Annotated in this window: 19 protein-coding genes and 1 pseudogene; 14 read left to right on the top strand and 6 right to left on the bottom strand. The window is 59.1% G+C overall.

Annotation, left to right across the window (positions count from 1 at the left end):
- Nucleotides 1-203 precede the first annotated feature (203 nt).
- The 3 genes from yagF to ABR39_RS06030 form a co-directional block, all read right to left on the bottom strand.
- A complete protein-coding gene (yagF, locus tag ABR39_RS06040) occupies nucleotides 204-2,171 on the bottom strand; it encodes a xylonate dehydratase YagF (RefSeq protein ID WP_047346188.1) in 1,968 nt (655 codons plus the stop codon).
- A gap of 14 nt (nucleotides 2,172-2,185) precedes the next feature.
- Nucleotides 2,186-3,094 (bottom strand): 2-keto-3-deoxygluconate aldolase, encoded by a 909-nt coding sequence (gene yagE / locus ABR39_RS06035; protein WP_047346187.1) that lies wholly within the window; start codon nucleotides 3,092-3,094, stop codon nucleotides 2,186-2,188.
- A gap of 259 nt (nucleotides 3,095-3,353) precedes the next feature.
- Entirely contained in the window at nucleotides 3,354-3,806 is a 453-nt protein-coding gene (locus tag ABR39_RS06030; protein ID WP_047346186.1) for a YhcH/YjgK/YiaL family protein, read from the bottom strand.
- A gap of 675 nt (nucleotides 3,807-4,481) precedes the next feature.
- Between ABR39_RS06030 and arcA the strand changes: the two genes are divergently transcribed.
- The 5 genes from arcA to ABR39_RS06005 all read left to right on the top strand — a co-directional run bounded on the left by arcA (nucleotide 4,482) and on the right by ABR39_RS06005 (nucleotide 9,762).
- The gene (arcA, locus tag ABR39_RS06025; protein WP_042717403.1) at nucleotides 4,482-5,702 is read left to right on the top strand and encodes an arginine deiminase; all 1,221 of its coding nucleotides are present in this window, start codon (nucleotides 4,482-4,484) and stop codon (nucleotides 5,700-5,702) included.
- A gap of 10 nt (nucleotides 5,703-5,712) precedes the next feature.
- Nucleotides 5,713-6,624 (top strand): carbamate kinase, encoded by a 912-nt coding sequence (gene arcC, locus ABR39_RS06020; protein ID WP_047346185.1) that lies wholly within the window; start codon nucleotides 5,713-5,715, stop codon nucleotides 6,622-6,624.
- A gap of 123 nt (nucleotides 6,625-6,747) precedes the next feature.
- Nucleotides 6,748-7,752: an ornithine carbamoyltransferase gene (argF, locus tag ABR39_RS06015; protein WP_047346184.1), complete on the top strand. Its 1,005-nt coding sequence runs from the start codon at nucleotides 6,748-6,750 to the stop codon at nucleotides 7,750-7,752.
- Nucleotides 7,753-7,798: 46 nt separating this feature from the next.
- The gene (locus ABR39_RS06010) at nucleotides 7,799-9,202 is read left to right on the top strand and encodes a YfcC family protein (RefSeq protein ID WP_047346183.1); all 1,404 of its coding nucleotides are present in this window, start codon (nucleotides 7,799-7,801) and stop codon (nucleotides 9,200-9,202) included.
- An 80-nt stretch (nucleotides 9,203-9,282) separates the two neighbouring features.
- On the top strand, nucleotides 9,283-9,762 hold the full coding sequence (locus ABR39_RS06005; RefSeq protein WP_047346435.1) for an arginine repressor: 480 nt from the start codon (nucleotides 9,283-9,285) through the stop codon (nucleotides 9,760-9,762).
- Between the two features lie 3 nt (nucleotides 9,763-9,765).
- On the opposite strand, the pseudogene ABR39_RS25560 reads toward ABR39_RS06005, so the two are convergent.
- A pseudogene (locus tag ABR39_RS25560) lies at nucleotides 9,766-9,883 on the bottom strand (hypothetical protein).
- Here ABR39_RS25560 and ABR39_RS24705 point away from each other — a divergent pair.
- The 5 genes from ABR39_RS24705 (at nucleotide 9,863) to gbpA (ending at nucleotide 13,451) form a co-directional block, all read left to right on the top strand.
- A complete protein-coding gene (locus ABR39_RS24705; RefSeq protein WP_022646880.1) occupies nucleotides 9,863-9,967 on the top strand; it encodes a pyrBI operon leader peptide in 105 nt (34 codons plus the stop codon). The pseudogene ABR39_RS25560 and the gene ABR39_RS24705 sit on opposite strands and share 21 nt — an antisense overlap.
- A 34-nt stretch (nucleotides 9,968-10,001) precedes the next feature.
- Nucleotides 10,002-10,934, top strand: a complete 933-nt coding sequence (pyrB, locus tag ABR39_RS06000; RefSeq protein ID WP_047346182.1) for an aspartate carbamoyltransferase — start codon at nucleotides 10,002-10,004, stop codon at nucleotides 10,932-10,934.
- 12 nt (nucleotides 10,935-10,946) lie between these two features.
- The gene (gene pyrI, locus ABR39_RS05995) at nucleotides 10,947-11,408 is read left to right on the top strand and encodes an aspartate carbamoyltransferase regulatory subunit (RefSeq protein ID WP_028016502.1); all 462 of its coding nucleotides are present in this window, start codon (nucleotides 10,947-10,949) and stop codon (nucleotides 11,406-11,408) included.
- 73 nt (nucleotides 11,409-11,481) lie between these two features.
- A complete protein-coding gene (ridA, locus tag ABR39_RS05990) occupies nucleotides 11,482-11,868 on the top strand; it encodes a 2-iminobutanoate/2-iminopropanoate deaminase (RefSeq protein WP_003863373.1) in 387 nt (128 codons plus the stop codon).
- Between the two features lie 131 nt (nucleotides 11,869-11,999).
- On the top strand, nucleotides 12,000-13,451 hold the full coding sequence (gbpA, locus tag ABR39_RS05985) for an N-acetylglucosamine-binding protein GbpA (protein WP_047346181.1): 1,452 nt from the start codon (nucleotides 12,000-12,002) through the stop codon (nucleotides 13,449-13,451).
- A 90-nt stretch (nucleotides 13,452-13,541) separates the two neighbouring features.
- Here the strand turns inward: gbpA and ABR39_RS05980 are convergent, their stop codons facing one another.
- Both ABR39_RS05980 and mgtA read right to left on the bottom strand, forming a co-directional pair.
- A complete protein-coding gene (locus tag ABR39_RS05980) occupies nucleotides 13,542-15,926 on the bottom strand; it encodes a beta-N-acetylhexosaminidase (RefSeq protein WP_047346180.1) in 2,385 nt (794 codons plus the stop codon).
- A gap of 201 nt (nucleotides 15,927-16,127) precedes the next feature.
- Nucleotides 16,128-18,836, bottom strand: a complete 2,709-nt coding sequence (gene mgtA, locus ABR39_RS05975; protein WP_047346179.1) for a magnesium-translocating P-type ATPase — start codon at nucleotides 18,834-18,836, stop codon at nucleotides 16,128-16,130.
- Nucleotides 18,837-19,227: 391 nt separating this feature from the next.
- On the opposite strand from mgtA, the gene treR reads away from it, so the two are divergent.
- The 4 genes from treR (at nucleotide 19,228) to nrdD (ending at nucleotide 25,931) form a co-directional block, all read left to right on the top strand.
- Nucleotides 19,228-20,175 (top strand): trehalose operon repressor TreR, encoded by a 948-nt coding sequence (gene treR, locus ABR39_RS05970; protein WP_047346178.1) that lies wholly within the window; start codon nucleotides 19,228-19,230, stop codon nucleotides 20,173-20,175.
- Nucleotides 20,176-20,302: 127 nt separating this feature from the next.
- Entirely contained in the window at nucleotides 20,303-21,721 is a 1,419-nt protein-coding gene (gene treB / locus ABR39_RS05965) for a PTS trehalose transporter subunit IIBC (RefSeq protein WP_047346434.1), read from the top strand.
- Between the two features lie 51 nt (nucleotides 21,722-21,772).
- Entirely contained in the window at nucleotides 21,773-23,416 is a 1,644-nt protein-coding gene (treC, locus tag ABR39_RS05960) for an alpha,alpha-phosphotrehalase (protein WP_047346177.1), read from the top strand.
- A gap of 376 nt (nucleotides 23,417-23,792) precedes the next feature.
- Nucleotides 23,793-25,931, top strand: coding sequence for an anaerobic ribonucleoside-triphosphate reductase (nrdD, locus tag ABR39_RS05955; protein WP_047346176.1), 2,139 nt, complete (start codon nucleotides 23,793-23,795; stop codon nucleotides 25,929-25,931).
- The last annotated feature ends 100 nt before the right edge of the window (nucleotides 25,932-26,031 follow it).

The raw sequence follows: 26,031 nt of genomic DNA, 5'->3' as shown, positions 1-26,031 counted from the left end.
TGCTGAATTACAACATCGTGTTAATGGAGTGTAATGAGCTGTTCAATTAACCAGCAATGGTCATATCTTATTTCCGAATTACGTTATTTTGCTTTTGTGACGCCAACGATATATCGCAACTTATTGTTTAAAATAGAAAATTACAGACACACAAAAACCGCCCGCGGAATATTTCCCGCAGACTGTTTTCTCTCAGAAAATAATTAAATGCCGAGCGCTTTTTTACCGGCGTTAATTACCTCAATGATTTTATCGGTGTCATAAATACAGCCTTTCCAGGTGCCGCCGCTCACCGACTGCAGCGCCGCCCACAGCCGGGTGTCGTCCGGCAAAAAGTCGTGGGGGTGCAGGTCCGGGTGTGCCTGCCGTACTGCCAGCTCGCGCGCCCCCTCTTCCGGCGTCAGCGGGTTGTCCGCCGTGCCGATGAAGTTCACGCTACCTGTTAACGTTAGGCGGTCCACCGCTATCTCGATGATGTCGTTATCGCGCAGCTTGCCAATCGGCCCGCCCGCCAGCGCCTCCGGCGACACGTGGCCGAAGCAGGCGCCCGTCGACACTCCGGAGAAGCGCGCATCGGTAATTAACGATACCGTTTTGCCCCACGAGATATGCTTCAGCGCGGAGGTGAGCTGGTAGGTCTCTTCCATGCCGGTGCCGGACGGCCCGCCGCCGATCACCACCATGATATCGCCCTGCTTAATCTCTTCCCGCTTGATGGCCTTAATCGCCTGCGCTTCCGAGACAAACACCCGCACCCGGCCGGTGTGGCGGTAGACGCCATCGTTATCCACCACCGACGGGTCGATCGCCGTGGCCTTGATCACCGACCCTTCCGGCGCGATGTTGCCCGTCGAGAAGCAGACCGTCGAGGTCAGCCCTTTGGCTTTTGCCTTCCCGGGCGGCAGGATCACGTCATCCGGATCCACGCCGTCCTGCTCGCGCAGGCACTGGCGGAAGCGCGCCCGGCGCTCGGAGGCCTGCCACCAGTCGAGGTTCTCGCCCACCGTCTGGCCGGTCACGGTCATCGCATCAAGATGCAGCAGGCCGAGATCGCGCAGGTGGAGCATCACCTCCGGCACGCCGCCCGCGAGGAAGGCGCGCACGGTCGGGTGATAGTCCGGGCCGTTGGGTAGCACGCTTACCAGGCGCGGCACCCTGCGGTTGACGCGCGTCCAGTGTTCAACGTCCGGAATAGTGCAGCCCGCCGCGTGGGCGATGGCCGGAATGTGCAGCAGTAAATTGGTGGAGCCGCCGAACGCCGCGTGGATCACCATCGCGTTTTCGATGGCTTTGTCGGTGAGGATATCGCGCGTGGTGATGCCGCGATTATCCAGCTCGCTCACCGCCCGCGCCGACTGGCGGGCGATCTCCAGCCACACCGCCTGTCCGGACGGCGCCAGCGCGGAGTGCGGCAACGCCAGACCCAGCGCTTCCGCGACCACCTGCGAGGTGCCCGCCGTGCCGAGGAACTGACACCCGCCGCCCGGCGACGCGCAGGCGCGACAGCCCAGCTCGGCGGCCTCCTGCAATGAGAGTTCGTGGTTGGCGAAGCGCGCGCCGATGGTCTGCACCTTGCCCGCGTCTTCGCCCACGGTCGGCGGCAGCGTCGCCCCGCCCGGCACCAAAATGGTCGGCAGGTCGTGCATCGCGGCCAACGCAATCATGGTGGCAGGCAGCCCTTTATCGCAGGTCGCCACGCCAATGACCGCCCGGCGCGTCGGCAGGGAGCGGATCAGGCGACGAAACACGATCGCCGCGTCGTTGCGGTACGGCAGGGAATCAAACATGCCGTGCGTGCCCTGCGAACGTCCGTCGCACGGATCGCTGACGAAGGCCGCAAACGGGATCCCGCCGTTGCGGGTGATCTCCTTCGCCGCCGCCTGCATCTGCATGCCAATCTCCCAGTGCCCGGTGTGGTAGCCCAGCGCAACCGGGCGTCCGTCCCCGGCGCGGATCCCGCCCTGAGTGCCGATAATCAGCACCTCTTTGCCGGTGAGCTTGTTGGCATCCCAGCCCATCCCGGCGTTCTGCGTCATGCCGAACAGGTTGCCGCTGGGAGATTCCATCAGCATCTGCGGGGTCAGCGGCAGCGCGCCCTGCGGCCCCGCCGCGTGGGTGATCACCGCATAAAACGCGTCGTCCTGCGGGGTGAAAATTTTCTCGATGGTCATGGTTATCGTCCGGCTCAGCAGAGCTTGAGCTGTTGCAGCAGAGTTTTCAGCTGCGCCTTGCGCGGCTCATCCAGCGCAGAGGCGGGCGGCAGCACGTGCGTGGAAATCGGGCGGCCGCAGAGCACTATCGCCTCTTTAATGACGTTCACAAACGGCGTATCCAGCTGATACATCTGCGGTATTTGCAGTAAGGTCTGATGATACTCAGCCGCTTTCGCCACGTCTTTATCCCGCCAGGCTTTCAGAAGATTCACCGACACCTGTGGGGCAAAGTTGCCGCTCGCCGAGATCGCCCCGTCGCCGCCGAGCAGCAGGGTATTAAACAGATGATCGTCGTAGCCGCACAGTACGGTGAAGTGCGGATGGGCGGCTTTCACGGTGTGGATCATGCTGCGCAGGTGGGCGACGGAGTCGATGGTGTCTTTGATGCCGATAATATTGCTGCGCGAGTCGGCCAGGGTTTTCACCAGCGCCGGGGTCAGATCCTGCCCGGTCAGCGCCGGGAAGTTATAGAGCATCACCGGCAGCGTGACGCTGTCGGCCACCTGCTCGAAATAGCGGATCAGGTTCGCTTCCGACACTTTCCAGTAGTAGGGGTTGATCACCACGATGCCGTCCGCGCCCGCCTGCTGCGCGTGCTGGCTTAGCTCAATGGTTTCCCGGGCGTTGGTGCCGCCAGTGCCGATCAGCACCGGCACGCGACGATCGACGTGATCGATAGCAAAGCGGGCAATGGTTTTACGCTCTTCGCCGCTGAGCTGGGAGAACTCGCCGCCGCTGCCCAGGAAGAACAGGCCGTCGACGCCTGCCGCGATCAGATCGTCGATCAGCGCGGCGGTGCCCTGCTTATCGAGCTGGCCGTCGGCGGTAAAAATGGTGGAGACAGGGGGAATGATTCCCGTGAACAACGCGGACTGCGGCATGAGATCTCCTTGTTGAATCATTTTGTTCTACATTATAGAACAGCGTTCATTAATTTAACGATCATACTATGACGCAGAAAAAGCGCAGGTAAATGGGAAGGGTTGAGGGAGTGTGGGAAATTTAAGCTGGATCACATTATGCGTGGGTGCGGTCTGGTGCCCTCACCCCGGCCCTCTCCCCACAGGGGCGAGGGGGAAAAGATGGCTCGGTGCAGTCCCCTCTCCCCTGTGGGGAGAGGGTTAGGGTGAGGGGTAAGGGTTACTCTACCAACATCTTAACCACCACTTTCCTGACCTTAGCAGGCGCTCCCACCGCGCACAGCGGCTTATGCACCTCGCCCGGCCAGAACACCACGAAATCCCCTTCGCTCAGCACCACGGTTTTCTCCTGCTCGCCTTCCGGCAGGAACGCGATGTCTTTGTCCGCCAGCCAGTCGGTGTCCGGCGCGCCGTGCGGCAACGTACTGAACGTCATCCCTTCCTGCCCTTTGAGCACAATCTGGATGTCCAGATAGCGCGCGTGGAACTCGGCGCGGCGCTCGGCGAACGGCTGGGTCATGTCTTCCGATACCAGATAAAACAGGCTGTTGCCGTTGATGTCGTGTTTCCCGAGCGGCGTGGCGTCGGTGACGTGGGCCTTAACGTGCTCAATGGCCTGACGCAGTTCGTCTGGCAGCCAGGACTGCAGATGGTGGATGTTGCCGATAATCATGAGAAAACCCTCGATATAAAACAACGTTTCATTTTCATCTTTTATACGAGAATTCTCACTGCCATACCACCGCTTTCTCAAGGGGTTTTGCGCCAGCGCATGTTTATCGGGGATGGTGTTAATTTGCTGTTAAGCCAGCGCAGGCATTTATGCAGTCATTATGCATATCTTCATTTCCTTATTATTTCTCCCGCGCGCTAACCCACTGATCGCCAGGCCATAACAATAAAACTCGCTGCTGCCTCACACTTTATCACTTTGATAATTTGCGATTAAATCCCATAACTATTTATTGATTTTCCTTAAGCCAAAAATAATTAAGTAGCAATACTGCATAGCCATTCTCTCTTAACTTTTTATTTATTTAAAATCAATCACATAACCAAGTATTTCAAAGCGTGAAATTCTACAAAAAAATAACAACCTCAAATAATGCCAGCGGATCCTGCTTAGCTATTCACCTTATCAAAATAACCAATTAATCATTATCTGATGCGAATCATGCAAATGAAAACAAACCCCTTAATATCCGTTTTCGCGTGAGCAATATCACATTACGGATTATTTAACTGCCTAGTATGAATCACGAAATCAATTGAGCTTAGCCGCCATGAAATTAAACACATCACATGGCGCATGCCCTTTTTATTCTGAAAAACAGTTAAAGGAATAATTATGGAAAAGCATTACGTCGGTTCTGAAATTGGTCAATTGCGTAGCGTTATGCTGCACCGTCCAAATTTAAGTCTTAAACGTTTAACGCCGTCAAACTGTCAGGAGCTGCTATTTGACGACGTGCTCTCGGTTGAACGGGCGGGTGAGGAGCATGACATTTTCGCAAACACGCTGCGCGAGCAGGGTGTGGAAGTCCTGCTGTTGACCGACCTTCTGACACAAACCCTTGATATTGCAGAGGCGAAGGCCTGGCTTCTGGATACGCAAATCTCCGACTACCGCCTCGGCCCCACCTTTGCCGGGGACGTCCGCGGCTGGCTGGCGGATATGCCGCACCGCGAACTGGCGCGCAGATTAAGCGGCGGATTAACCTACGGTGAAATTCCGGCAGCCATTAAAAATATGGTAGTCGATACCCACACGGCGAATGATTTTATTATGAAGCCGCTGCCGAATCATTTATTTACCCGCGATACCTCCTGCTGGATTTATAACGGCGTGTCCATTAACCCGATGGCCAAACCGGCCCGTCAGCGTGAAACGAATAACCTGCGGGCAATATATCGCTGGCACCCGGCGTTTGCCGACGGCGATTTTATTAAGTATTTCGGCGACGAGAATATTAATTACGACCACGCCACCTTAGAAGGCGGCGACGTATTAGTGATTGGCCGCGGCGCGGTGCTGATCGGCATGTCCGAACGCACGACGCCGCAGGGCGTGGAGTTTCTCGCCAACAGCCTGTTCAAACACCGCCAGGCCGAGCGCGTGATCGCCGTTGAATTGCCAAAACACCGCTCCTGCATGCACCTCGACACCGTCATGACCCACATCGACGTGGACACCTTCTCCGTCTACCCGGAAGTGGTGCGCAAAGACGCCCAGTGCTGGACGCTCACCCCGGACGGACGCGGCGGCCTACTGCGCACCCAGGAAACCGACCTGCTGCACGCCATCGAGAAGGCGCTCGGCATTAGCCAGGTGCGCCTGATCACCACCGGCGGCGACGCCTTTGAGGCCGAACGCGAGCAGTGGAACGACGCCAACAACGTGCTGACCATCCGCCCGGGCGTGGTGATTGGCTACGAGCGCAACGTTTGGACCAACGAGAAGTACGACAAGGCGGGTATCACCGTGCTGCCCATCCCGGGCGACGAACTGGGACGCGGGCGCGGCGGCGCGCGCTGCATGAGCTGCCCGCTGGAACGCGACGGAATTTAAAGGAGCCATCATGGAACGAAAACCCACTCTGGTTGTGGCCCTGGGCGGCAACGCGCTGCTCAAGCGCGGCGAACCGCTGGAAGCGGAGATCCAGCGTCAGAACATCGAGCAGGCCGCCCGCACCATCGCCGGGCTGACGGAACAGTGGCGCGTGGTACTGGTGCACGGCAACGGGCCGCAGGTCGGGCTGCTGGCGCTGCAGAACAGCGCCTACGACAAAGTGACGCCCTACCCGCTGGACGTTCTCGGCGCCGAAAGCCAGGGGATGATCGGCTACATGCTCCAGCAGGCGCTGAAAAACAATCTGCCGCAGCGCGAGGTGAGCGTCCTGCTCACGCAGGTGGAGGTGGACGCCGCCGACCCGGCCTTCCGCAACCCGACCAAGTACATCGGCCCGGTGTACAGCGAAGCCCAGGCAAAAGCGCTGGCCGCGGAAAAAGGCTGGGTGTTCAAGGCCGACGGCAGCTACGTCCGCCGCGTGGTGCCCTCTCCGCAGCCGAAGCGGATCGTTGAGAGTGACGCCATCACGGCGCTTATTCAGCGCGACCACCTGGTGATCTGCAACGGCGGCGGCGGCGTGCCGGTGGTGGAAAACGCCAATGGCTATCGCGGCATTGAGGCGGTGATCGACAAAGACCTCTCCGCTGCCCTGCTGGCGAGGCAGATTGAGGCCGATGCCCTGCTGATTTTGACCGATGCCGACGCGGTGTACCTCGACTGGGGCAAACCGACCCAGCGCCCGCTGGCGCAGGTCACGCCGGAGCTGCTCAGAGGCATGCAATTCGACGCCGGTTCTATGGGGCCGAAGGTCGCCGCCTGCCGCGAGTTCGTTGAGGCCTGCAATGGGATAGCCGGGATCGGCGCGCTGGCCGACGGCGCGGAGATCCTGGCGGGCGAGAAAGGCACGTTGATTCGTAATTGAGCACCCGTTTCCCCTCACCCTAACCCTCTCCCGGAGGGAGAGGGAATGTAAGCCCCCTCTCCCCTTGGGAGAGGGCCGGGGTGAGGGCATCAGACAGCTAACGATTTAAAAAGGATTTCCCACATGACCATCAACCTGAAAAACCGCAACTTCCTGAAACTGCTGGACTACACTCCGGCAGAGATCCAGTACCTGATCGACCTCGCCATCGAGCTGAAGGCCGCCAAAAAAGCCGGGCGCGAGAAGCAAACCCTGGTCGGGAAAAACATCGCCCTGATTTTTGAAAAAACCTCTACCCGCACCCGCTGCGCCTTTGAAGTGGGCGCGTTTGACCAGGGCGCGCAGGTGACCTACCTCGGCCCAAGCGGCTCGCAGATCGGCCATAAAGAGTCGATGAAAGACACCGCCCGCGTGCTGGGCCGCATGTATGACGGCATCGAATACCGCGGCTACGGCCAGGCCATCGTCGAAGAGCTGGGCGAGTACGCGGGCGTGCCGGTGTGGAACGGCCTGACCGACGAGTTCCACCCGACGCAAATCCTCGCCGACCTGATGACCATGCTGGAGCACTCGCCGGGCAAAACCCTGCCGGAGCTGAGCTTTGCCTATCTCGGCGACGCGCGTAACAACATGGGCAACTCGCTGATGGTCGGCGCGGCCAAGATGGGAATGGACATCCGCCTCGTCGCGCCGAAATCCTTCTGGCCGGAAGCCGGGCTGGTTGAGCAGTGCCGCACCATCGCCAAAGAGACGGGCGCGCGCATCACCCTCACCGACGACGTGGAAGAAGGCGTGCAAGGGACCGATTTCCTCTACACCGACGTGTGGGTCTCCATGGGCGAGCCGAAGGAGGCCTGGGCCGAGCGCGTCAGCCTGATGAAGCCGTATCAAATCAATGCGGACGTCATGAAAGCCACCGGCAACCCGAACGTCAAGTTTATGCACTGCCTGCCGGCGTTCCACAACGAGCACACCAAAGTGGGCCGCGAGATCGAGATGGCCTACGGCCTGAAGGGGCTGGAGGTGACGGAAGAGGTCTTCGAATCGCCGAACTCCATCGTCTTCGACGAAGCAGAGAACCGCATGCACACCATTAAAGCGGTCATGGTGGCGACACTCGGCGACTAATCACCGCCCGGCGCGCCGCGGGGTGCGCCGGGTTAAGGAGAACATCATGGGCAAGTTCAAGTTTCCCTCCGCTTACACCATCCTCTTCTTTCTGATTGCCGTGGTTGCGGCGCTGAGCTGGATAGTCCCGGCCGGTCAGTACCAGATGGCGATGAACGAGGCGCTCGGCAAGGAAGTGCCGGTTGCCGGCACCTACGCACACGTGGCGGCGCATCCGCAGGGGATCGTTTCGGTGCTAATGGCACCCATCGCCGGGCTGTACGATCCGGTTTCCGGCCAGGCCGGGGCGATCGATGTGGCGCTGTTTATTCTGATCATCGGAGGATTTCTCGGGATCGTCACCAAAACCGGGGCGATTGACGCCGGGATCGAGCGCGTCACCACCCGGTTACGCGGACGCGAGGAGTGGATGATCCCGATCCTGATGGCGCTGTTTGCCGCAGGCGGCACGATTTACGGTATGGCCGAAGAGTCTCTGCCGTTCTACACCCTGCTGGTGCCGGTAATGCTGGCCGCCCGCTTCGATCCGGTTGTCGCCGCCTCCACCGTGCTGCTTGGCGCGGGGATCGGCACCCTCGGCTCCACCATTAACCCGTTCGCCACGGTGATCGCCGCCAACGCCGCCGGGATCCCCTTCACCAACGGTATCGCCCTGCGCGTGGCGCTGCTGGTCATCGGCTGGATCATCTGCGTGGCGTGGGTGATGCGTTATGCCCGTAAGGTGCGTCAGGATCCGTCGCTGTCGATCGTGGCGGATAAGCAGGAGGAGAACCGCGCCCACTTCCTCGGCAGCAGGGGCGAGCAGACGCTGGAATTTACCCCGGTGCGCAAAATCATCCTCGTGATTTTCGCCCTCGCCTTCGCGGTGATGATTTACGGGGTGGCAGTGCTGGGCTGGTGGATGGCGGAAATCTCGGCGGTGTTTCTCGCCAGCGCCATCATCGTGGGGCTTATCGCCCGCATGAGCGAAGAGGAGCTGACCTCAACCTTTATCAACGGCGCGCGAGATTTGCTGGGCGTCGCGCTGATTATCGGCATCGCGCGCGGTATCGTAGTCATCATGGATAAGGGCATGATTACCCACACCATTTTGCACAGCGCGGAAGGGCTGGTCAGCGGGTTGTCCACGGTGGCGTTTATCAACGTGATGTACTGGCTGGAGGTCGTGCTGTCGTTTCTTGTGCCTTCTTCATCCGGCCTGGCCGTTCTGACGATGCCGATCATGGCACCGCTTGCCGATTTCGCTAACGTCAACCGCGACCTGGTAGTGACGGCTTACCAGTCGGCCTCCGGTATCGTTAACCTCGTCACACCGACCTCCGCCGTCGTGATGGGCGGTCTGGCTATCGCTCGCGTGCCTTACGTGCGCTACCTGAAATGGGTTGCGCCGCTGCTGGCGATCCTGACGGTGGTGATTATGGTGGCGTTAAGCCTGGGGGCGTTGTTGTAATTTGCCGGATGGCGCTGCGCTTATCCGGCCTACGGATCGGTGCGGTGTCACCGGTTATTTCGGGAACTGATATGGGACACATGATGGATTACGAAGAGTACTCTCCCAAAGAACAACTGCAGCTCACGGTGTGCAAGCGTCTGGTCGCCGAAAAGGGGTATCTTTCGCAGGAAGAGATCCGCCGCGACCTGCAGGAGAGAGGGTTTGACAGCATCAGCCAGTCGACCGTTTCGCGTCTGCTAAAGTTGCTCGGAGTCATAAAAATTCGAAATGCCAAAGGGCTAAAGATTTATTCGTTGAATCCTCAGCTGCGCCCTGCCCCCGACGCCGCGCGCACCGTTTCGGAAATGGTGGTGAGCGTCGAGCATAATAGCGAGTTTATCCTTGTGCATACCGTCGCCGGATATGGCCGCGCGGTGGCGCGTATTCTGGATTATCACCAGCTTCCGGAAATTTTAGGCGTGGTGGCCGGCAGCAGTATCGTCTGGGTCGCTCCCCGGGTGGTGAAGCGTACCGCGCTGGTGCATAAGCAAATTAATTATTTACTCAGAACGAATTAATATTCATAAAGAACCGTTTGCATTGAGTAAAGCGTGCATTAAATCGCTTGATCCGAAAAGCGAGCTGCGTATAATGCCCGACAATTTGCCGGGAGGAAGCATGGTCAAGCGTGTACGACATAACGTCTTACCGCGTCTGAAATCAGACGCTGGCCTGCCGTTTTTCTTCCCGTTGCTAAACCTATTCCCAGAGCCCCTCATTTGAGGGGCTTTTTTTTGCCCGGCGTCAGGAGATAAACATGAATCCGCTTTATCAAAAACACATCATTTCCATAAACGACCTCAGCCGCGAAGAGCTGGAACTGGTTCTGGAAACCGCGGCAAAACTGAAGGCCAATCCGCAACCGGAGCTGCTGAAGCACAAGGTGATTGCGAGCTGCTTCTTCGAAGCCTCGACCCGCACGCGCCTCTCCTTTGAAACCTCCATGCACCGCCTGGGTGCGAGCGTGGTGGGCTTCTCGGACAGCAGCAACACGTCGCTGGGTAAAAAAGGCGAAACCCTGGCGGATACCATTTCAGTCATCAGCACCTACGTCGACGCGATTGTGATGCGCCACCCGCAGGAGGGCGCGGCGCGTCTGGCAACCGAGTTTTCCGGCGGCATTCCGGTGCTGAACGCCGGTGACGGTGCCAACCAGCACCCGACCCAGACCCTGTTGGATCTGTTCACCATTCAGGAAACCCAGGGCACGCTCGAGAACCTGAACATTGCCATGGTCGGTGACCTGAAATATGGCCGCACCGTCCATTCCCTGACCCAGGCGCTGGCGAAATTTAACGGCAACCGCTTCTTCTTCATCGCCCCGGACGCGCTGGCGATGCCGCAGTACATTCTCGACATGCTGGACGAGAAAGGCATTCAGTGGAGCCTGCACGCCAGCATCGAAGAGGTCGTGGGCAACGTGGATATTCTGTACATGACCCGCGTGCAGAAAGAGCGCCTGGACCCGTCCGAATACGCCAACGTGAAGGCACAGTTCGTGCTGCGCGCCAGCGACCTCGAGGGCGCGCGCGACAACATGAAGGTCCTGCACCCGCTGCCGCGCATCGATGAGATCGCCACAGACGTGGATAAAACGCCGCACGCCTGGTACTTCCAGCAGGCCGGGAACGGCATCTTCGCCCGCCAGGCGTTACTGGCACTGGTTCTGAATCGCGACTTAGCTCTGTAAGGGGAGACGACCATGACACACGATAACAAACTCCAGGTTGAAGCCATCAAGCGTGGCACCGTGATTGACCACATCCCTGCGCAGGTGGGCTTTAAGCTGCTGACGCTGTTCAAACTGACCGAAACCGACCAGCGCATCACCATCGGCCTGAACCTGCCGTCCGGCGAGATGGGCCGCAAGGATCTGATCAAAATTGAGAACACCTTCCTGACCGACGAGCAGGTCAACCAGCTGTCGCTGTACGCGCCGGACGCCACCGTCAACCGCATCGACGAGTATGAAGTGGTCGGCAAATCCCGTCCGAGCCTGCCGGAGCGCATTGAGAGCGTGCTGGTCTGCCCGAACAGCAACTGCATCAGCCACGCTGAGCCGGTGTCTTCCAGCTTTGCAGTGAAAAAACGCGCCGATGACATCGCACTCAAATGCAAATACTGCGAAAAAGAGTTTTCTCATTATGTGGTGCTGGCCAACTAATTGAGGTTGGTAATGAAATCCCGGCTGTTATAATGGCCGGGAACATTCTTAACGCTGTAATTCTGGAGAAAACATGAGCAAAGTACTCGCGACGGAAAATGCACCTGCGGCTATCGGCCCCTACGTTCAGGGCGTTGATCTGGGCAGCATGATCATCACTTCAGGTCAGATCCCGGTGAACCCGAAAACTGGTGAAGTGCCAGCAGACGTGGCGGCACAGGCGCGTCAGTCGCTGGAAAACGTGCAGGCTATCGTGGAATCCGCAGGCCTGAAAGTGGGCGATATCGTGAAAACCACCGTTTTCGTGAAAGATCTGAACGATTTCGCCACCGTTAACGCCACCTACGAAGCGTTCTTCACCGAGCACAATGCCACCTTCCCGGCGCGCTCCTGCGTGGAAGTGGCACGTCTGCCAAAAGACGTGAAAATTGAAATTGAAGCGATTGCCGTACGTCGCTAATTTATTTCAATAAATAATGGGCGGCTTCGGCCGTCCTTTTTTTTTGGCTATTTTTCCTCTCACCACAGCATGACGTCCCCTACCCGCCATTAATAACATCGGGCTGCATATTTATTATTAATGGACTAACAATGAAACTTTCAAAAATAGCGCTGGCGGTGGCGACGATGGCCGTTGCATCCTCCGCTTTGGCGCACGGTTATATTGAATCACCTGCCAGCCGCGCTTATATGTGTAAGCTCGGTCAAAATATTGATTGCGGTTCCGTACAGTATGAACCGCAGAGCGTGGAGAAAACCTCCGGCTTCCCGACGGGGGCGCTACCGCCGGACGGCCAGCTCGCCAGCGCGGGGATCGCTAATTACTCTCAGCTGGATAAACAGAGTATGAATGCCTGGACGAAAACGCCGATGACCGCCGGCGCACATGAATTCGTCTGGTACCACACCGCCCCACACAAAACCACCAACTGGCGTTACTACATCACAAAACAAAACTGGGATCCGAATAAGCCCCTGACCCGCGATCAGTTTGAATTAACCCCGTTCTGTACCGTGAATGGCAATGGTCAGGCGCCAGAGATGCGTAAAGCCATGACCTGTAATGTGCCGGCACGTACGGGTTACCAGGTTATTTATGGCGTCTGGGAAATTGCGGATACCTCAAACAGTTTCTACCAGGCCATTGACGTTGATTTTGGGAACGGCGGCAACGTTACGCCGGATGAAAACCCGGGCGTGGTTTCCGAATGGAGCAAAACCCTGAGCGGGCAGATTGCCGGTAATAACCTGAACGCGGGCGATAAGGTCATTGCCCGCTTCTTCGACGCTAACGGTGAAGTCACGTCCATGCGCACAGACATGACGATCGCCACCGCTGCCCAGGGTGATGCCAACCAGTGGTCTTACGATCTGGCGCAGAAAATTAACGCCGCGCACCAGGACGTCCGCGTCGGCGTGAAGGATGAAGGCGGCGAGATTAGCCCGGTTCACGGCGCGAACAGCGTCTACGTGAAAGACGGCAGCACGCTGAAATCCGTTGCGATCTCCTATGAGGAGCAGAAAGCGGAGGTTAACGAGACGATTGCCGTCTCCGGCCTGCAGTACAGCAAAATCGAACAGGGTAGCGCCACCGTGACCTTCCACGTGAATACCCACGGTAACGTCGATTTCGAAGCCCACGTCATGAACCATCACGGCGCGGAAAAAGGGTATCTGAAGCAGGAGATGAACAACGTGAATCAGAATGTCACCATGACTCTAAACGACGTTGAGGCTGGCCATCACATGCTGAAATACTACGCGACCAACAAAGACGGCACGCTGTTTGCGCAGGATGTGTTGAACCTGATGCTGGAAGGCGACGCGGCGGCGGATAACACCGGTGCGCATGATTATATCTTCCCGGACAATATCGCGTCGTACAAGGCAGGCACCGTGGTGCTGCAGCCAAAAGACGGTAAGACCTACGAATGCAAGCCTTTCCCGTACAGCGGCTATTGCATGCAGTGGAGCCAATACGCGACCCAGTATGAGCCGGGCACAGGTTCACACTGGAAAGAGGCGTGGGTGTTGAAGAACTGAGTGGTCTGGTTCCCTCACCCCGGCCCTCTCCCAAAGGGAGAGGGTGTATAAATTCCCTCTCCCTTTGGGAGAGGGTTAGGGTGAGGGGGTCTACTGATTCCGCGTCGCCCTAAGCAGCGTCTCCAGCGGGTACACCGCCGCAATCACCACCTCGTCCTGCACCTTCGCCGCGTTATCCAGCTCGCTCTGAATCGACGCGATCTCTTTATCGTCCAGCGTGCCCTGACGCGCCACCAGATCGGTGAGCCGCAGGCCAATTGACGAAAGCTTATCGACCTCCTGAATCACCGGCTTGATCGCCTTCAGCTGATAGCTGTTTTCGCTTAACGCCAGCGCATCGCTGGTGTTGCTTTGCCAGCGGTTGAACACGTGGCGCAGCGCCTCGGCGCTTTCTGTGTCTTCCGCGTCGCTCACCAGACGGTCGGCCCATTTGTTCATCTGCCGCACGGTGGCGCTTTCGGCGTTCAGCGCATCCGCGAAGCGGTTGAGCGGCTCAAACTGATGATAATTTCCCGCCTGGAACTTGAGGTGCTGGCGGGTGTAATACTGCGCGGGCTCAACCGCCTGCGCGAGGATTTGCAGCGGCAGCGTATCGGCATTGCCGGCGAGGCGCGTGAACTGCACCTGCTGCTGGGTATGCTGCTGCAGCCCGACCGACACCGTCGACCAGCTGTCCATCGCCTGCAGGCGGGTGTACATGTTGTCGACGTCGTTGACGTCCTGCGCGGACCACAGGCGCTCCGCCACCGCGAAAGCGCGCGGCCACAGGCGGATATCCAGCACCGGTGCCACCACGTTTTCCGCCCACAGCGCGGCTTCTCCGCCGAGGAGGTTGGCCTGATTCGCGGTATCCGGCACCACCGGCGGGGTGCCTTTAGGGGCCTCGTCCAGACGCGTGCCGCTAATCGGATAGCGGACGTTCCCCACAAGGAAGTAGCCGGTGAGGGTATCGTTATTCACCGAAACCACCGGGCGCGTTTCGCCCATCCAGGTGTCGACGGTAAACGTGACCTGATTGTCGTCACGCCATTCAATATCCTGCACCGCGCGGCGAGATTTGCCTGCAAAATCAATAAACCCGCGCCAGCCGGCATCCCCTTTCACCAGCGTGAAGCTCCCCTCAACCGGCTTGCCCTTCAGGCGCGGCATGGAGAAGGCCCAGCTCTGGGCGCTGTCGGTGTCCGCTATGACGTCCACGCCGTTCAGCCCCTGCGGGACAATCTCGTTGCGGTAGTGATAGGCGGTGGACTGGGGCTGGTCGAGGTAGAAGCCGGTCGACAGAATGCCCTTGTAGCCGTTCTGCGCCACCTGCCCCAGCGCATCCTGCCCCTGCCAGGACTGGATCAGAATGCTTTTCGGGAGGGCGGGATGGTAGATCTCATCCCAGCCGACCATCTGGCGGTGATGCTTTTCAAGGATCGTTTCCAGCCTGCGGTTGAAGTAAGCCTGCAGCGCGTGGCTGTCGGCAAGCTTCTTATCGCGCATAAATTGCTGAATGGCCGGGTTCGCTTTCCACTGGCTATCGTCGACCTCATCGCCGCCGATATGCAGATACGGATCGGGGAAGATCGCCGCCAGTTCGCTGACTATAGCGTCGGCGAAGGCGTAGGTTGCGTCTTTTGTCGGATCCAGCACCGGCTTCAGCACGCCCCAGTGGCGCTCCATCTGATACGGCCCCGGCGCGCTCATCAGCTCCGGGTAGGCCACGGCGATGGCCGAGGCGTGGCCCGGCATGTCAATCTCCGGCACCACGCGGATGCCGCGCTCGGTAGCGTAACGCACGACCTCGCGCATCTGTTCCGGCGTGTAGAACAGCCCGTCGCTGGCAAGCTGGGTCAGCTTTGGATAGCGCGTCGAGCTGAAGCGCCAGCCCTGATCGTCAGTCAGATGCCAGTGCAGCACGTTCAGCTTGGCGGCGGCCATGCCGTCAATCTGGCGCTTGATGTCCGGGAGCGGGATAAAGTGACGCGCCGAGTCCAGCAGCAGCCCGCGCCACGGGAAGCGCGGGGAATCCTCAATAGACACCCACGGCAGGGAGCTGTTTTCCGCGCCGTTCTGAATGAGCTGGAGCAGGGTTTCCATGGCGCGCAGCGCGCCGAAGCGGGTGTTGGCGGAGATATTCACCCCGTTGGCGTCCACCGTCAGCCTATAGCTTTCGTCGCTGTCCGGCAGCGGCTGCGGCTTCACCTTTTTGGCGATAGCAATGCGGATGGTCGGTTTGTCTGGCTTTTCAGCCTGCGGCTGCAGCGTCCAGCCGGTCTGCAGGGCGATGCGCTGACGCAGGCGGTTGACCGCGTCACCCAGATCGTCGCCGCTGACGCTTACGGAAACGTTGTTGCTCAGCACCAGTGCGCCCTGGGTCGTCGGGCGTTCGACCTTCGCAGGCCAGGGCATTAAGGGGAGATCGCCTGCCGGAGCGGCAAACGCCGACGCGCCGAGCATCAGCCCGGCGGTTAAGAGACTGTACCGTAACATGAATGTTCCTTATCTGACGGGCCAAAAAAGGCAAAACATTCTGGTAACATGCGCTTAATTTGTCGTCAAGCGAATGCGCCGACGGAGATCACAAGTTGTTGAGTTTGAGAGGAAAGCTATTGCCCGGTGGCGCTGCGCTTACCGGGCCTACGTTTCGGGAGTAGGCCGGGTAAGGCGAAGCCGCCACCCGGCAAACATAACTCACTGCCACCCATACCGACGAGCATAAAACCCTTTCACCATCTGAGTCAGCACCATATAACCGGCGAGGATCGCCACCAGCCACGGGAAGTAGCTCAGCGGCAGCGCCTGCAGCTGCAGGTAGCTCGCAAGCGGTGAGAACGGCAGCGCGATGCCGAGCGCCATCACAATCCCCGTCATCACAATCAGCGGCCACGCGGCACGGCTCTGGATGAACGGAATGCGGCGGGTGCGGATCATGTGCACAATCAGCGTCTGCGACAGCAGCCCCACCACGAACCAGCCGGACTGGAACAGGGTCTGATGTTCCGGGGTGTTGGCGTGGAACACAAACCACATCAGGCAGAAGGTCAGGATGTCGAAGATGGAGCTGATCGGCCCGAAGAACAGCATGAAACGACCGAGATCCGCCGGGTTCCAGTGCTGCGGCTTCTGGATCTGCTCGTCGTCCACGTTATCAAACGGGATCGCCACCTGAGACACGTCGTACATCAGGTTCTGGATCAGCAGATGCAGCGGCAGCATCGGCAGGAACGGCAGGAACGCGCTCGCCACCAGCACGCTGAAGACGTTACCGAAGTTAGAGCTGGCGGTCATCTTGATGTACTTGAGCATGTTGGCGAAGGTGCGACGTCCTTCGATTACGCCCTCCTCCAGCACCATCAGGCTCTTTTCCAGCAGGATGATATCCGCCGCTTCGCGGGCGATATCCACCGCACCGTCCACGGAGATACCAATGTCCGCCGCACGCAGCGCGGGCGCATCGTTGATGCCATCGCCCATAAAGCCCACCACGTGCCCTTCGCGCTTGAGCAGGGTGACAATGCGCTCTTTGTGCATCGGCGTCAGGCGGGCAAACAGCGTGGTGCGCTGGGCAAGCTTAGCCAGCTCGTCATCGGAGAGGTGCTCAATGTCGCTCCCCACCACCGCGTCGCCCGCGTCCAGCCCCACTTCATGGCACACTTTGGCCGCTACCAGTTCGCTGTCGCCGGTGAGGATTTTCACCGTGATGCCGCTCGCCTTCAGCGCCTTCAGCGCCGGCGCGGTGGTCTCTTTCGGCGGATCGAGGAAGGCGATGTAACCCTCGAGGATCAGATCGGATTCGTCGATACGCTGATAGTCGCCTTCCCGCGCGGGGAGGAATTTACTCGCCACCGCCACCACGCGCAGCCCCTGACGGTTCAGGTTATCGGTGACGCGCTTAATGCGGCGCAGCATGGTGTCGTCCAGCGGCACGATGTCGCCGTTATAGCGCACCTGCGTCGACACGTTCAGGATCTCCTGCAGCGCCCCTTTGCAGATCAGCTGGTGGACGTCCTGCTGCTCGCTCACCACCACCGACATGCGGCGGCGCTCGAAGTCGAACGGGATCTCATCCACCTTCTGCCAGCGGCCGGAGAGCGTGCGGGCGGACTCTTCATCCACCCCTTCCAGCACCGCAACGTCGAGCAGGTTTTTCAGCCCGGTCTGGTAATGGCTGTTCAGCCACGCGCTGTGCAGCACGCGCTCGCTGGTTTTGCCGGAAATGTCGGTGTGGTTCTCCAGCACGATTTTGTCCTGCGTCAGCGTGCCGGTTTTATCGGTGCACAGGATGTCCATCGCGCCAAAGTTTTGAATAGCGTCGAGGTGTTTGACGATCACTTTCTGCTTAGAAAGCTTCACCGCCCCGCGCGCCAGCGTGGAGGTGACGATCATCGGCAGCATTTCCGGCGTTAAGCCGACGGCCACGGAGAGCGCAAACAGCGCCGCTTCCCACCAGTCGCCTTTGGTGTAGCCGTTGATCAGCAGCACGATTGGCGTCATCACCATCATAAAGCGGATCAGCAGCATGCTGACGCGGCCAATCCCTTTCTGGAAGGCATTAGGTTCGCTCTCCTGCTCGCTGACGCGTCCCGCAAGCTGGCCAAACCAGGTGTTGCCCCCGGTGGCGGTGACAATCGCCTGCGCCGTGCCGCTGACCACCGTAGTGCCCATAAAGCACAGGGTATCGCACTCGAGCGGGTTCATCTGCTGCGGGTCGCGGCTGCGCGCCACCTTTTCAACCGGCAGGGATTCCCCGGTGAGAGAGGCCTGGGCCACGAACAGATCGCGTGCCTGAATGATGCGTAAATCCGCCGGGATCATATCTCCCGCCGCCAGCTTCACCAGATCGCCCGGCACCAGCTGGTCTATGGGCAGTTCGACCCACGCGTTTTCACCGAGATCGTTGATCACGCGCGAGACGGTCGCGGTGTTGCTGACCATCGCCTTCAGGGCATCCGCCGCTTTGGTGGAGCGGGCCTCCTGAATAAAGTTCAGCAGCGTGGAAATGCCCACCATCAGGGCAATCACCCCTGCGGCAAACAGATCTTCCGTCGCGTAGGAGATGAGGCCGAGCACGGTCAGCAGCAGGTTGAACGGGTTGCGGTAGCAGAGCCAGAGATGCACCCACCACGGAGACGGCTTTTGCGCCGGGATCTGGTTATCGCCATGCACGGCGCGGATTTTTTCCACTTCTGAAGCGTTCAGCCCTTCCGGGTGCCCGCCGAACGCGCGCCAGACTTCGTTTTCATCCATCGCCGCCACGTTCAGGCAGCGCTCGGTCAGGGACGCGGGGATCGCGGCGCCCGCCATGTTTTTGCCATTGGGCAGCGGATCGCGCTGAACAAGACGGTGTGGCAGGTGGCGGCTCAGCAGCGCCTGCAGCTGCCGGGTGATATTTTTAACCATAGTCATTCCTCCGCATCCGCAAGCGCGGACGCAGCATTTCCTTCAGGCGTGGCAAGGCCGTACCTGAGAGGCACTCAATTTTTCAAGCAGGAACGTTTATGACGTTGCTGCCTCACATCACCGGTGAGTCAGCAACAGGCTGGCTTACCGGAAAGAACGCATTCTCCCGTTCAGGAGAGGTGTGGGATCGGGATCCATAAAGCCTCCGGTAAGTAAAAATCAGGGGTTCGCCGCGCAGTATAAGGATTTAAGCGTACCCTTTGTGGCGATTCGGGCGGTATTATACCCCCCTGCAAATAAACCGAACGTAAACCAGACTTTGCCCATAGCGAAATCGCGCTATAGCATTAGGCTCAATTCACTACATTGTCGTTGTTACAGGGAATACAGCATGCAGAACCGCCTAACGATTAAAGACATCGCGCGTTTAAGCGGCGTGGGGAAATCGACCGTCTCACGCGTGCTGAACAACGAAAGCGGCGTCAGCGAACGCACCCGCGAACGCGTCGAGGCGGTCATGAACCAGCACGGCTTTTCCCCTTCCCGCTCCGCACGCGCCATGCGCGGACAGAGCGACAAAGTGGTCGCGATCATTGTCTCGCGTCTGGATTCGCTCTCCGAAAATCTCGCCGTCCAGACCATGCTGCCCGCCTTCTACGAGCAGGGCTATGATCCGATCATGATGGAGAGCCAGTTCTCTGTGCAGCTGGTTGAAGAGCATCTGGGTATGCTCAAGCGGCGCAACATTGACGGCGTGGTGCTGTTTGGCTTTACCGGCATCAAAGACGAAATGCTGAAACCCTGGCAGCCGTCGCTGGTGCTGCTGGCGCGCGATGCCCACGGTTTCGCGTCCGTCTGCTATGACGATGAAGGCGCCATCGTGACCCTGATGCAGCGCCTGTATGACCAGGGCCATCGCCACATCAGCTTCCTCGGCGTTCCCCACGCGGACGTCACCACCGGCAAGCGCCGCCACGAAGCCTATCTGGCATTTTGCAAACAGCACAACCTCTCCGCCGTGGCCTCCCTGCCGGGGCTGGGCATGAAGCAGGGCTACGAGCAGGTCGCCAGCGTTCTGACACCGCAGACCACCGCGCTGGTGTGCGCCACGGATACCCTGGCGCTGGGCGCGAGCAAATATATCCAGGAGCAGCGCATCGATAACCTGCAGGTGGCGAGCGTCGGCAGCACGCCGCTGATGAAGTTCCTGCACCCGGAAATTATCACCGTCGATCCGGGCTACGCTGAGTCCGGCAGGCAGGCCGCCGCGCAGCTGATCGAGCAGATAAACGGGCGCGCTGAGCCGCGTCAGATCGTTATTCCCGCCCACCTCTCTTAACCCCCACTCAACGGTTTATTGTGATCTTCGCCCGATTTCGGGAACGTTCCCATTTTCGCCGTCACGCTGAAGGAGTAGGCTTGCGCTCAGGTCATTACACCCTTCCCATCTGTCATGAGGTTTCATGATGAGTAAAGTCAAACAAGCAGATATCGATCGGCTGATCGTCCTGGTCGGCGGCCGCGAGAACATCGCCACCGTCAGCCATTGCATTACCCGCCTGCGCTTCGTGCTGAACGACCCGGCCAAAGCCAATCCGAAGGCGATTGAAGAACTTTCCATGGTAAAAGGCTGCTTCACCAACGCCGGTCAGTTCCAGGTCGTTATCGGTACCGAAGTGGGCGATTACTATCAGGCTCTGCTGGCGACAACCGGGCACTCTTCCGCCGATAAAGAGCAGGCGAAGAAGGCCGCGCGCCAGAATATGAAATGGCACGAGCAGCTGATCTCCCACTTCGCGGAGATCTTCTTCCCGCTGCTGCCGGCGCTGATCAGCGGGGGCTTAATTTTAGGCTTCCGTAACGTCATCGGCGATGTGCCGATGAGCGACGGCAAAACCCTGGCGCAGATGTACCCCGCGCTGCAAAGCATCTATGACTTCCTGTGGCTGATTGGCGAAGCGATCTTCTTCTACCTGCCAGTCGGGATCTGCTGGTCCGCGGTACGCAAAATGGGCGGCACGCCGATTCTGGGTATCGTGCTGGGCGTCACGCTGGTCTCTCCACAGTTAATGAACGCTTACTTACTTGGTCAGCAGGTGCCGGAGGTGTGGAACTTCGGGCTGTTTACCATCGCTAAGGTGGGCTATCAGGCGCAGGTGATTCCGGCACTTCTGGCGGGTCTGGCGCTGGGCTTTATTGAAACGCGCCTGAAGCGCATCGTGCCGGATTACCTCTATCTGGTGGTGGTGCCGGTCTGCTCGCTGATCCTGGCGGTGTTCCTGGCGCACGCCTTTATCGGTCCGTTTGGCCGCATGATCGGCGACGGCGTGGCCTTCGCGGTGCGTCACCTGATGACCGGCAGCTTCGCGCCAATCGGTGCCGCGCTGTTTGGCTTCCTGTACGCCCCGCTGGTGATCACCGGCGTTCACCAGACCACGCTGGCGATTGATATGCAGATGATCCAGAGCCTCGGCGGCACGCCGGTCTGGCCGATTATCGCGCTGTCTAACATTGCGCAGGCATCGGCGGTGACCGGCATCATCATCGTCAGCCGTAAGCATAACGAGCGTGAGATCTCCGTTCCGGCAGCTATCTCCGCTTACCTCGGCGTCACCGAACCGGCCATGTACGGCATCAACCTGAAATACCGCTTCCCGATGCTCTGCGCGATGATCGGCTCCGGTCTGGCGGGCCTGCTGTGCGGCCTGAACGGCGTGATGGCAAACGGGATTGGCGTCGGCGGGCTGCCGGGCATCCTCTCCATCCAGCCCGCGTTCTGGCAGGTGTTTGCGCTGGCGATGGCGGTAGCGATTATCGTCCCAATGGCGCTCACCACCGTGGTTTACCAGCGTAAGTTCCGTCAGGGCACGCTGCAGATTGTTTAACGTCTTCTTTCGGGGCGCAGTTGCGCCCCTTCGCATTTGCAGGAACGCACTATGAATACTCTTCCTCACTGGTGGCAGAACGGCGTCATCTATCAGATTTACCCAAAAAGTTTCCAGGACACCACCGGCAGCGGCACCGGCGATCTGCGCGGCGTGACGCAGCGTCTGGACTACCTGAAAACCCTCGGCATTGACGCCATCTGGCTGACGCCATTTTATATCTCCCCGCAGGTGGATAACGGCTACGACGTGGCGAATTACATCGCCATCGACCCGGCCTACGGCACCCTGGATGACTTCGACGAGCTGGTTGCCGAAGCGCACGCGCGCGGCATTCGCATCGTGCTGGATATGGTGTTTAACCACACCTCCACGCAGCACGCCTGGTTCCGCGAGTCGCTGAACAAAGCGAGCCCGTACCGCCAGTTCTACATCTGGCGCGACGGCACGCCGGAGCAGCTTCCCAACAACTGGCGCTCCAAGTTTGGCGGCAACGCCTGGCGCTGGCACGCCGAGAGCGAACAGTATTACCTGCACCTGTTTGCGCCGGAGCAGGCGGACCTCAACTGGGAAAACCCGGCCGTGCGCGCCGAGCTGAAAAAAGTGTGCGAGTTCTGGGCCGATCGCGGCGTGGACGGCTTGCGTCTGGACGTGATTAACCTGATTTCAAAAGACCAGGATTTCCCTGACGACAACATCGGAGACGGCCGCCGCTTCTACACCGACGGGCCGCGCGTCCATGAATACCTGCAGGAGATGAGCCGCGACGTCTTTATCCCGCGCAACCTGATGACCGTAGGTGAGATGTCCTCCACCTCGCTGGAAAACTGCCAGCAGTATGCCTCTCTCGACGGGCGCGAGCTGTCGATGACCTTTAACTTCCACCACCTGAAGGTGGATTACCCCGGCGGCGAGAAATGGACGAAGGCGAAGCCGGACTTTGTGGCGCTGAAAGCCCTCTTCCGCCACTGGCAGCAGGGCATGCACAACAAAGCCTGGAACGCGCTGTTCTGGTGTAACCACGACCAGCCGCGCATCGTCTCGCGCTTTGGTGACGAAGGGGAGTACCGCGTTCAGGCGGCGAAGATGCTGGGCATGGTGCTGCACGGGATGCAGGGCACGCCGTACGTTTATCAGGGTGAGGAGATTGGCATGACCAACCCGCACTTCAGCCGCATCACCGATTACCGCGACGTGGAAAGCCTGAACATGTTCGCCGAACTGCGGGCCAACGGCCGCGAACCGGATGAACTGCTGGAGATTCTGGCGAGTAAGTCTCGCGACAACAGCCGCACGCCGATGCAGTGGGACGCCACGCACAACGCCGGGTTTACCGAAGGAGAGCCGTGGATTGGCGTCTGCGATAACTACGAAACCGTAAACGTCCGCGCGGCGCTCGACGATCCGGACTCGGTGTTTTATACCTACCAGTCGCTGATTAGCCTGCGCAAAACCCTGCCGGTGCTGACATGGGGTGACTATGAGGATTTACTGCCGGAACATCCTTCCCTGTGGTGCTACCGCCGCCGGTGGCAGGGGCAGACGCTGATAGTGATGGCGAACCTGAGCGATAAGCCTCATGAATGGACGAATGACCTCCTGCGCGGCGAGTGGCAGACGGTAATGAGCAACTATCCGTCGCCGCAGAAAACGACGCTGCGTCCGTTTGAAGCCGTCTGGTGGCTACAGGCGTAATAGCTTTACCGGGCGCACCCGTTGCGCCCGGCTTACTTTACTGTTTTTGTTGAATAATTAATCAGATTTTTCCTTCCCGGATTTACAATCGCTACAGCGCCCGCCGTTTGTACTCTCGTCTTTTTACTTTGTTCTGAATCAAATAAATCGCAAACATGTTTGATGCAAATCACTATATGTAGCACTTAAAATGCACGCCGACCCAACATCTTGTATTAATCGTCTACTATTCCAACAACAAGACGGCGACTCAGCTCTCCGGAATTGTGGATAACAAGGGTCGGGAACGAGGGAAGTCTCTCACCTGGCTGACAATACAGCCTTTGAATACTTCTCCGCCTCTGTGGATAACCTGTTTTTAAAAAATGGAGTGATCATGACACCGCATGTGATGAAACGTGATGGCTGTAAAGTGCCGTTTAAATCAGAGCGCATCCAGGAAGCCATTCTGCGTGCAGCTAAAGCAGCGGGAGTCGATGACGCAGATTACTGCGCCACCGTCGCAGAAATCGTTAGCAGCCAGATGAATGAACGCAGCCAGGTCGATATCAACGAGATCCAGACCGCGGTTGAGAACCAGCTGATGGCGGGCCCGTACAAGCAGCTGGCGCGCGCCTACATTGAATACCGCCACGATCGTGACGTGCAGCGCGAGAAGCGCGGCCGTCTGAACCAGGAGATCCGTGGCCTGGTAGAGCAGACCAACTCTGCGCTGCTCAATGAAAACGCCAACAAAGACAGCAAGGTCATCCCTACCCAGCGCGACCTGCTGGCCGGTATCGTCGCCAAACACTATGCCCGTCAGCATCTGCTGCCGCGCGACGTGGTGTCGGCACACGAGCGCGGCGAGATCCACTACCACGATCTCGACTACTCGCCGTTCTTCCCGATGTTCAACTGCATGCTGATCGACCTGAAGGGCATGCTGACCCACGGTTTTAAAATGGGTAACGCCGAGATTGAACCGCCTAAGTCCATCTCCACGGCCACCGCGGTAACGGCGCAGATCATCGCTCAGGTCGCTAGCCACATTTATGGCGGCACCACCATTAACCGCATTGATGAAGTGCTGGCCCCGTTCGTGACGGCCAGCTTCAACAAGCACCGTAAAACCGCCGAAGAGTGGCAGATCCCGGACGCGGACGGCTATGCCCATTCCCGCACCGAGAAAGAGTGCTACGACGCGTTTCAGTCGCTGGAGTATGAGGTAAACACCCTGCACACCGCCAACGGCCAGACGCCGTTTGTGACCTTCGGCTTCGGTCTGGGCACCAGCTGGGAATCGCGTCTGATCCAGCAGTCCATTCTGCGTAACCGCATTTCCGGGCTCGGCAAAAACCGCAAAACCGCCGTGTTCCCGAAACTGGTGTTCGCCATCCGCGACGGCCTGAACCACAAGTTTGGCGATCCGAACTACGACATCAAACAGCTGGCGCTGGAGTGCGCGAGCAAGCGCATGTATCCGGACATCCTGAACTACGACCAGGTGGTGAAGGTCACCGGTTCGTTTAAAACGCCAATGGGCTGCCGCAGCTTCCTCGGCGTGTACGAAGACGAAAACGGCGAGCAGATCCACGACGGACGTAACAACCTGGGCGTTATCAGCCTGAACCTGCCGCGCATCGCGCTGGAAGCAAAAGGTAACGAAGACGCCTTCTGGACGCTGCTGGACGAGCGCCTGCAGCTGGCGCGTAAGGCCCTGATGACCCGCATCGCGCGTCTCGAAGGGGTTAAAGCCCGCGTCGCGCCCATCCTCTATATGGAAGGAGCCTGCGGCGTGCGCCTGAAGGCGGACGATGACGTGTCCGAAATCTTCAAAAACGGTCGCGCGTCGATTTCGCTGGGCTATATCGGCATTCACGAAACCATCAACGCGCTGGCCGGCGACACGCACATGTACGACAGCGCCGCGCTGCGTGAGAAAGGCATCGCCATCGTTCAGCGCCTGCGCGACGCGGTAGACCAGTGGAAAGAGGAAACCGGCTACGGCTTTAGCCTGTACAGCACCCCGAGCGAAAACCTGTGCGATCGCTTCTGCCGTCTGGACACTGCCGAGTTCGGGATTGTGGAAGGCGTAACTGACAAAGGTTACTACACCAACAGTTTCCACCTCGACGTGGAGAAAAAGGTGAACCCGTACGACAAGATCGACTTTGAAGCGGCGTATCCGCCGATCGCCAGCGGCGGCTTCATCTGCTACGGCGAGTACCCGAACATTCAGCACAACCTGAAGGCGCTGGAGGACGTGTGGGATTACAGCTACCAGCACGTGCCGTATTACGGAACCAACACGCCAATCGACGAGTGCTACGAGTGCGGATTTACCGGTGAGTTTGAGTGCACCAGCAAAGGCTTTACCTGCCCGAAATGCGGCAACCACGACGCGGCTCGCGTCTCCGTCACCCGCCGCGTGTGCGGCTATCTCGGCAGCCCGGATGCGCGTCCGTTTAACGCCGGCAAGCAGGAAGAGGTGAAGCGCCGCGTGAAGCATTTAGGGAATGGGCAGATCGGTTAAGTTCTTCGCCGGGTTCTCCCCCTCACCCTACCCCTCTCCCTCAAGGGAGAGGGAACTCTTCCCCCTCTCCCTGTGGGAGAGGGCCGGGGTGAGGGCATCA

The sequence above is a fragment of the Enterobacter genomosp. O genome (genome assembly GCF_001022965.1).
In the GTDB taxonomy this organism is placed as follows: Bacteria; Pseudomonadota; Gammaproteobacteria; order Enterobacterales; family Enterobacteriaceae; genus Enterobacter; species Enterobacter cloacae_L.
This window is presented reverse-complemented; position numbering and strand designations above follow the sequence as displayed.

What these genes read in the sequence shown, in the direction of transcription:
- treB (WP_047346434.1), top strand. Translation starts at nt 20,303, where the DNA reads ATGAGTAAAGTCAAACAAGCAGATATCGATCGGCTGATCGTCCTGGTC.
- ABR39_RS06005 (WP_047346435.1), top strand. Translation starts at nt 9,283, where the DNA reads ATGATGGATTACGAAGAGTACTCTCCCAAAGAACAACTGCAGCTCACG.
- pyrB (WP_047346182.1), top strand. Translation starts at nt 10,002, where the DNA reads ATGAATCCGCTTTATCAAAAACACATCATTTCCATAAACGACCTCAGC.
- yagF (WP_047346188.1), bottom strand. Translation starts at nt 2,171, where the DNA reads ATGACCATCGAGAAAATTTTCACCCCGCAGGACGACGCGTTTTATGCG.
- treC (WP_047346177.1), top strand. Translation starts at nt 21,773, where the DNA reads ATGAATACTCTTCCTCACTGGTGGCAGAACGGCGTCATCTATCAGATT.
- treR (WP_047346178.1), top strand. Translation starts at nt 19,228, where the DNA reads ATGCAGAACCGCCTAACGATTAAAGACATCGCGCGTTTAAGCGGCGTG.
- argF (WP_047346184.1), top strand. Translation starts at nt 6,748, where the DNA reads ATGACCATCAACCTGAAAAACCGCAACTTCCTGAAACTGCTGGACTAC.
- pyrI (WP_028016502.1), top strand. Translation starts at nt 10,947, where the DNA reads ATGACACACGATAACAAACTCCAGGTTGAAGCCATCAAGCGTGGCACC.
- ABR39_RS05980 (WP_047346180.1), bottom strand. Translation starts at nt 15,926, where the DNA reads ATGTTACGGTACAGTCTCTTAACCGCCGGGCTGATGCTCGGCGCGTCG.
- ridA (WP_003863373.1), top strand. Translation starts at nt 11,482, where the DNA reads ATGAGCAAAGTACTCGCGACGGAAAATGCACCTGCGGCTATCGGCCCC.
- mgtA (WP_047346179.1), bottom strand. Translation starts at nt 18,836, where the DNA reads ATGGTTAAAAATATCACCCGGCAGCTGCAGGCGCTGCTGAGCCGCCAC.
- arcA (WP_042717403.1), top strand. Translation starts at nt 4,482, where the DNA reads ATGGAAAAGCATTACGTCGGTTCTGAAATTGGTCAATTGCGTAGCGTT.
- gbpA (WP_047346181.1), top strand. Translation starts at nt 12,000, where the DNA reads ATGAAACTTTCAAAAATAGCGCTGGCGGTGGCGACGATGGCCGTTGCA.
- ABR39_RS24705 (WP_022646880.1), top strand. Translation starts at nt 9,863, where the DNA reads ATGGTCAAGCGTGTACGACATAACGTCTTACCGCGTCTGAAATCAGAC.
- ABR39_RS06030 (WP_047346186.1), bottom strand. Translation starts at nt 3,806, where the DNA reads ATGATTATCGGCAACATCCACCATCTGCAGTCCTGGCTGCCAGACGAA.
- nrdD (WP_047346176.1), top strand. Translation starts at nt 23,793, where the DNA reads ATGACACCGCATGTGATGAAACGTGATGGCTGTAAAGTGCCGTTTAAA.
- arcC (WP_047346185.1), top strand. Translation starts at nt 5,713, where the DNA reads ATGGAACGAAAACCCACTCTGGTTGTGGCCCTGGGCGGCAACGCGCTG.
- yagE (WP_047346187.1), bottom strand. Translation starts at nt 3,094, where the DNA reads ATGCCGCAGTCCGCGTTGTTCACGGGAATCATTCCCCCTGTCTCCACC.
- ABR39_RS06010 (WP_047346183.1), top strand. Translation starts at nt 7,799, where the DNA reads ATGGGCAAGTTCAAGTTTCCCTCCGCTTACACCATCCTCTTCTTTCTG.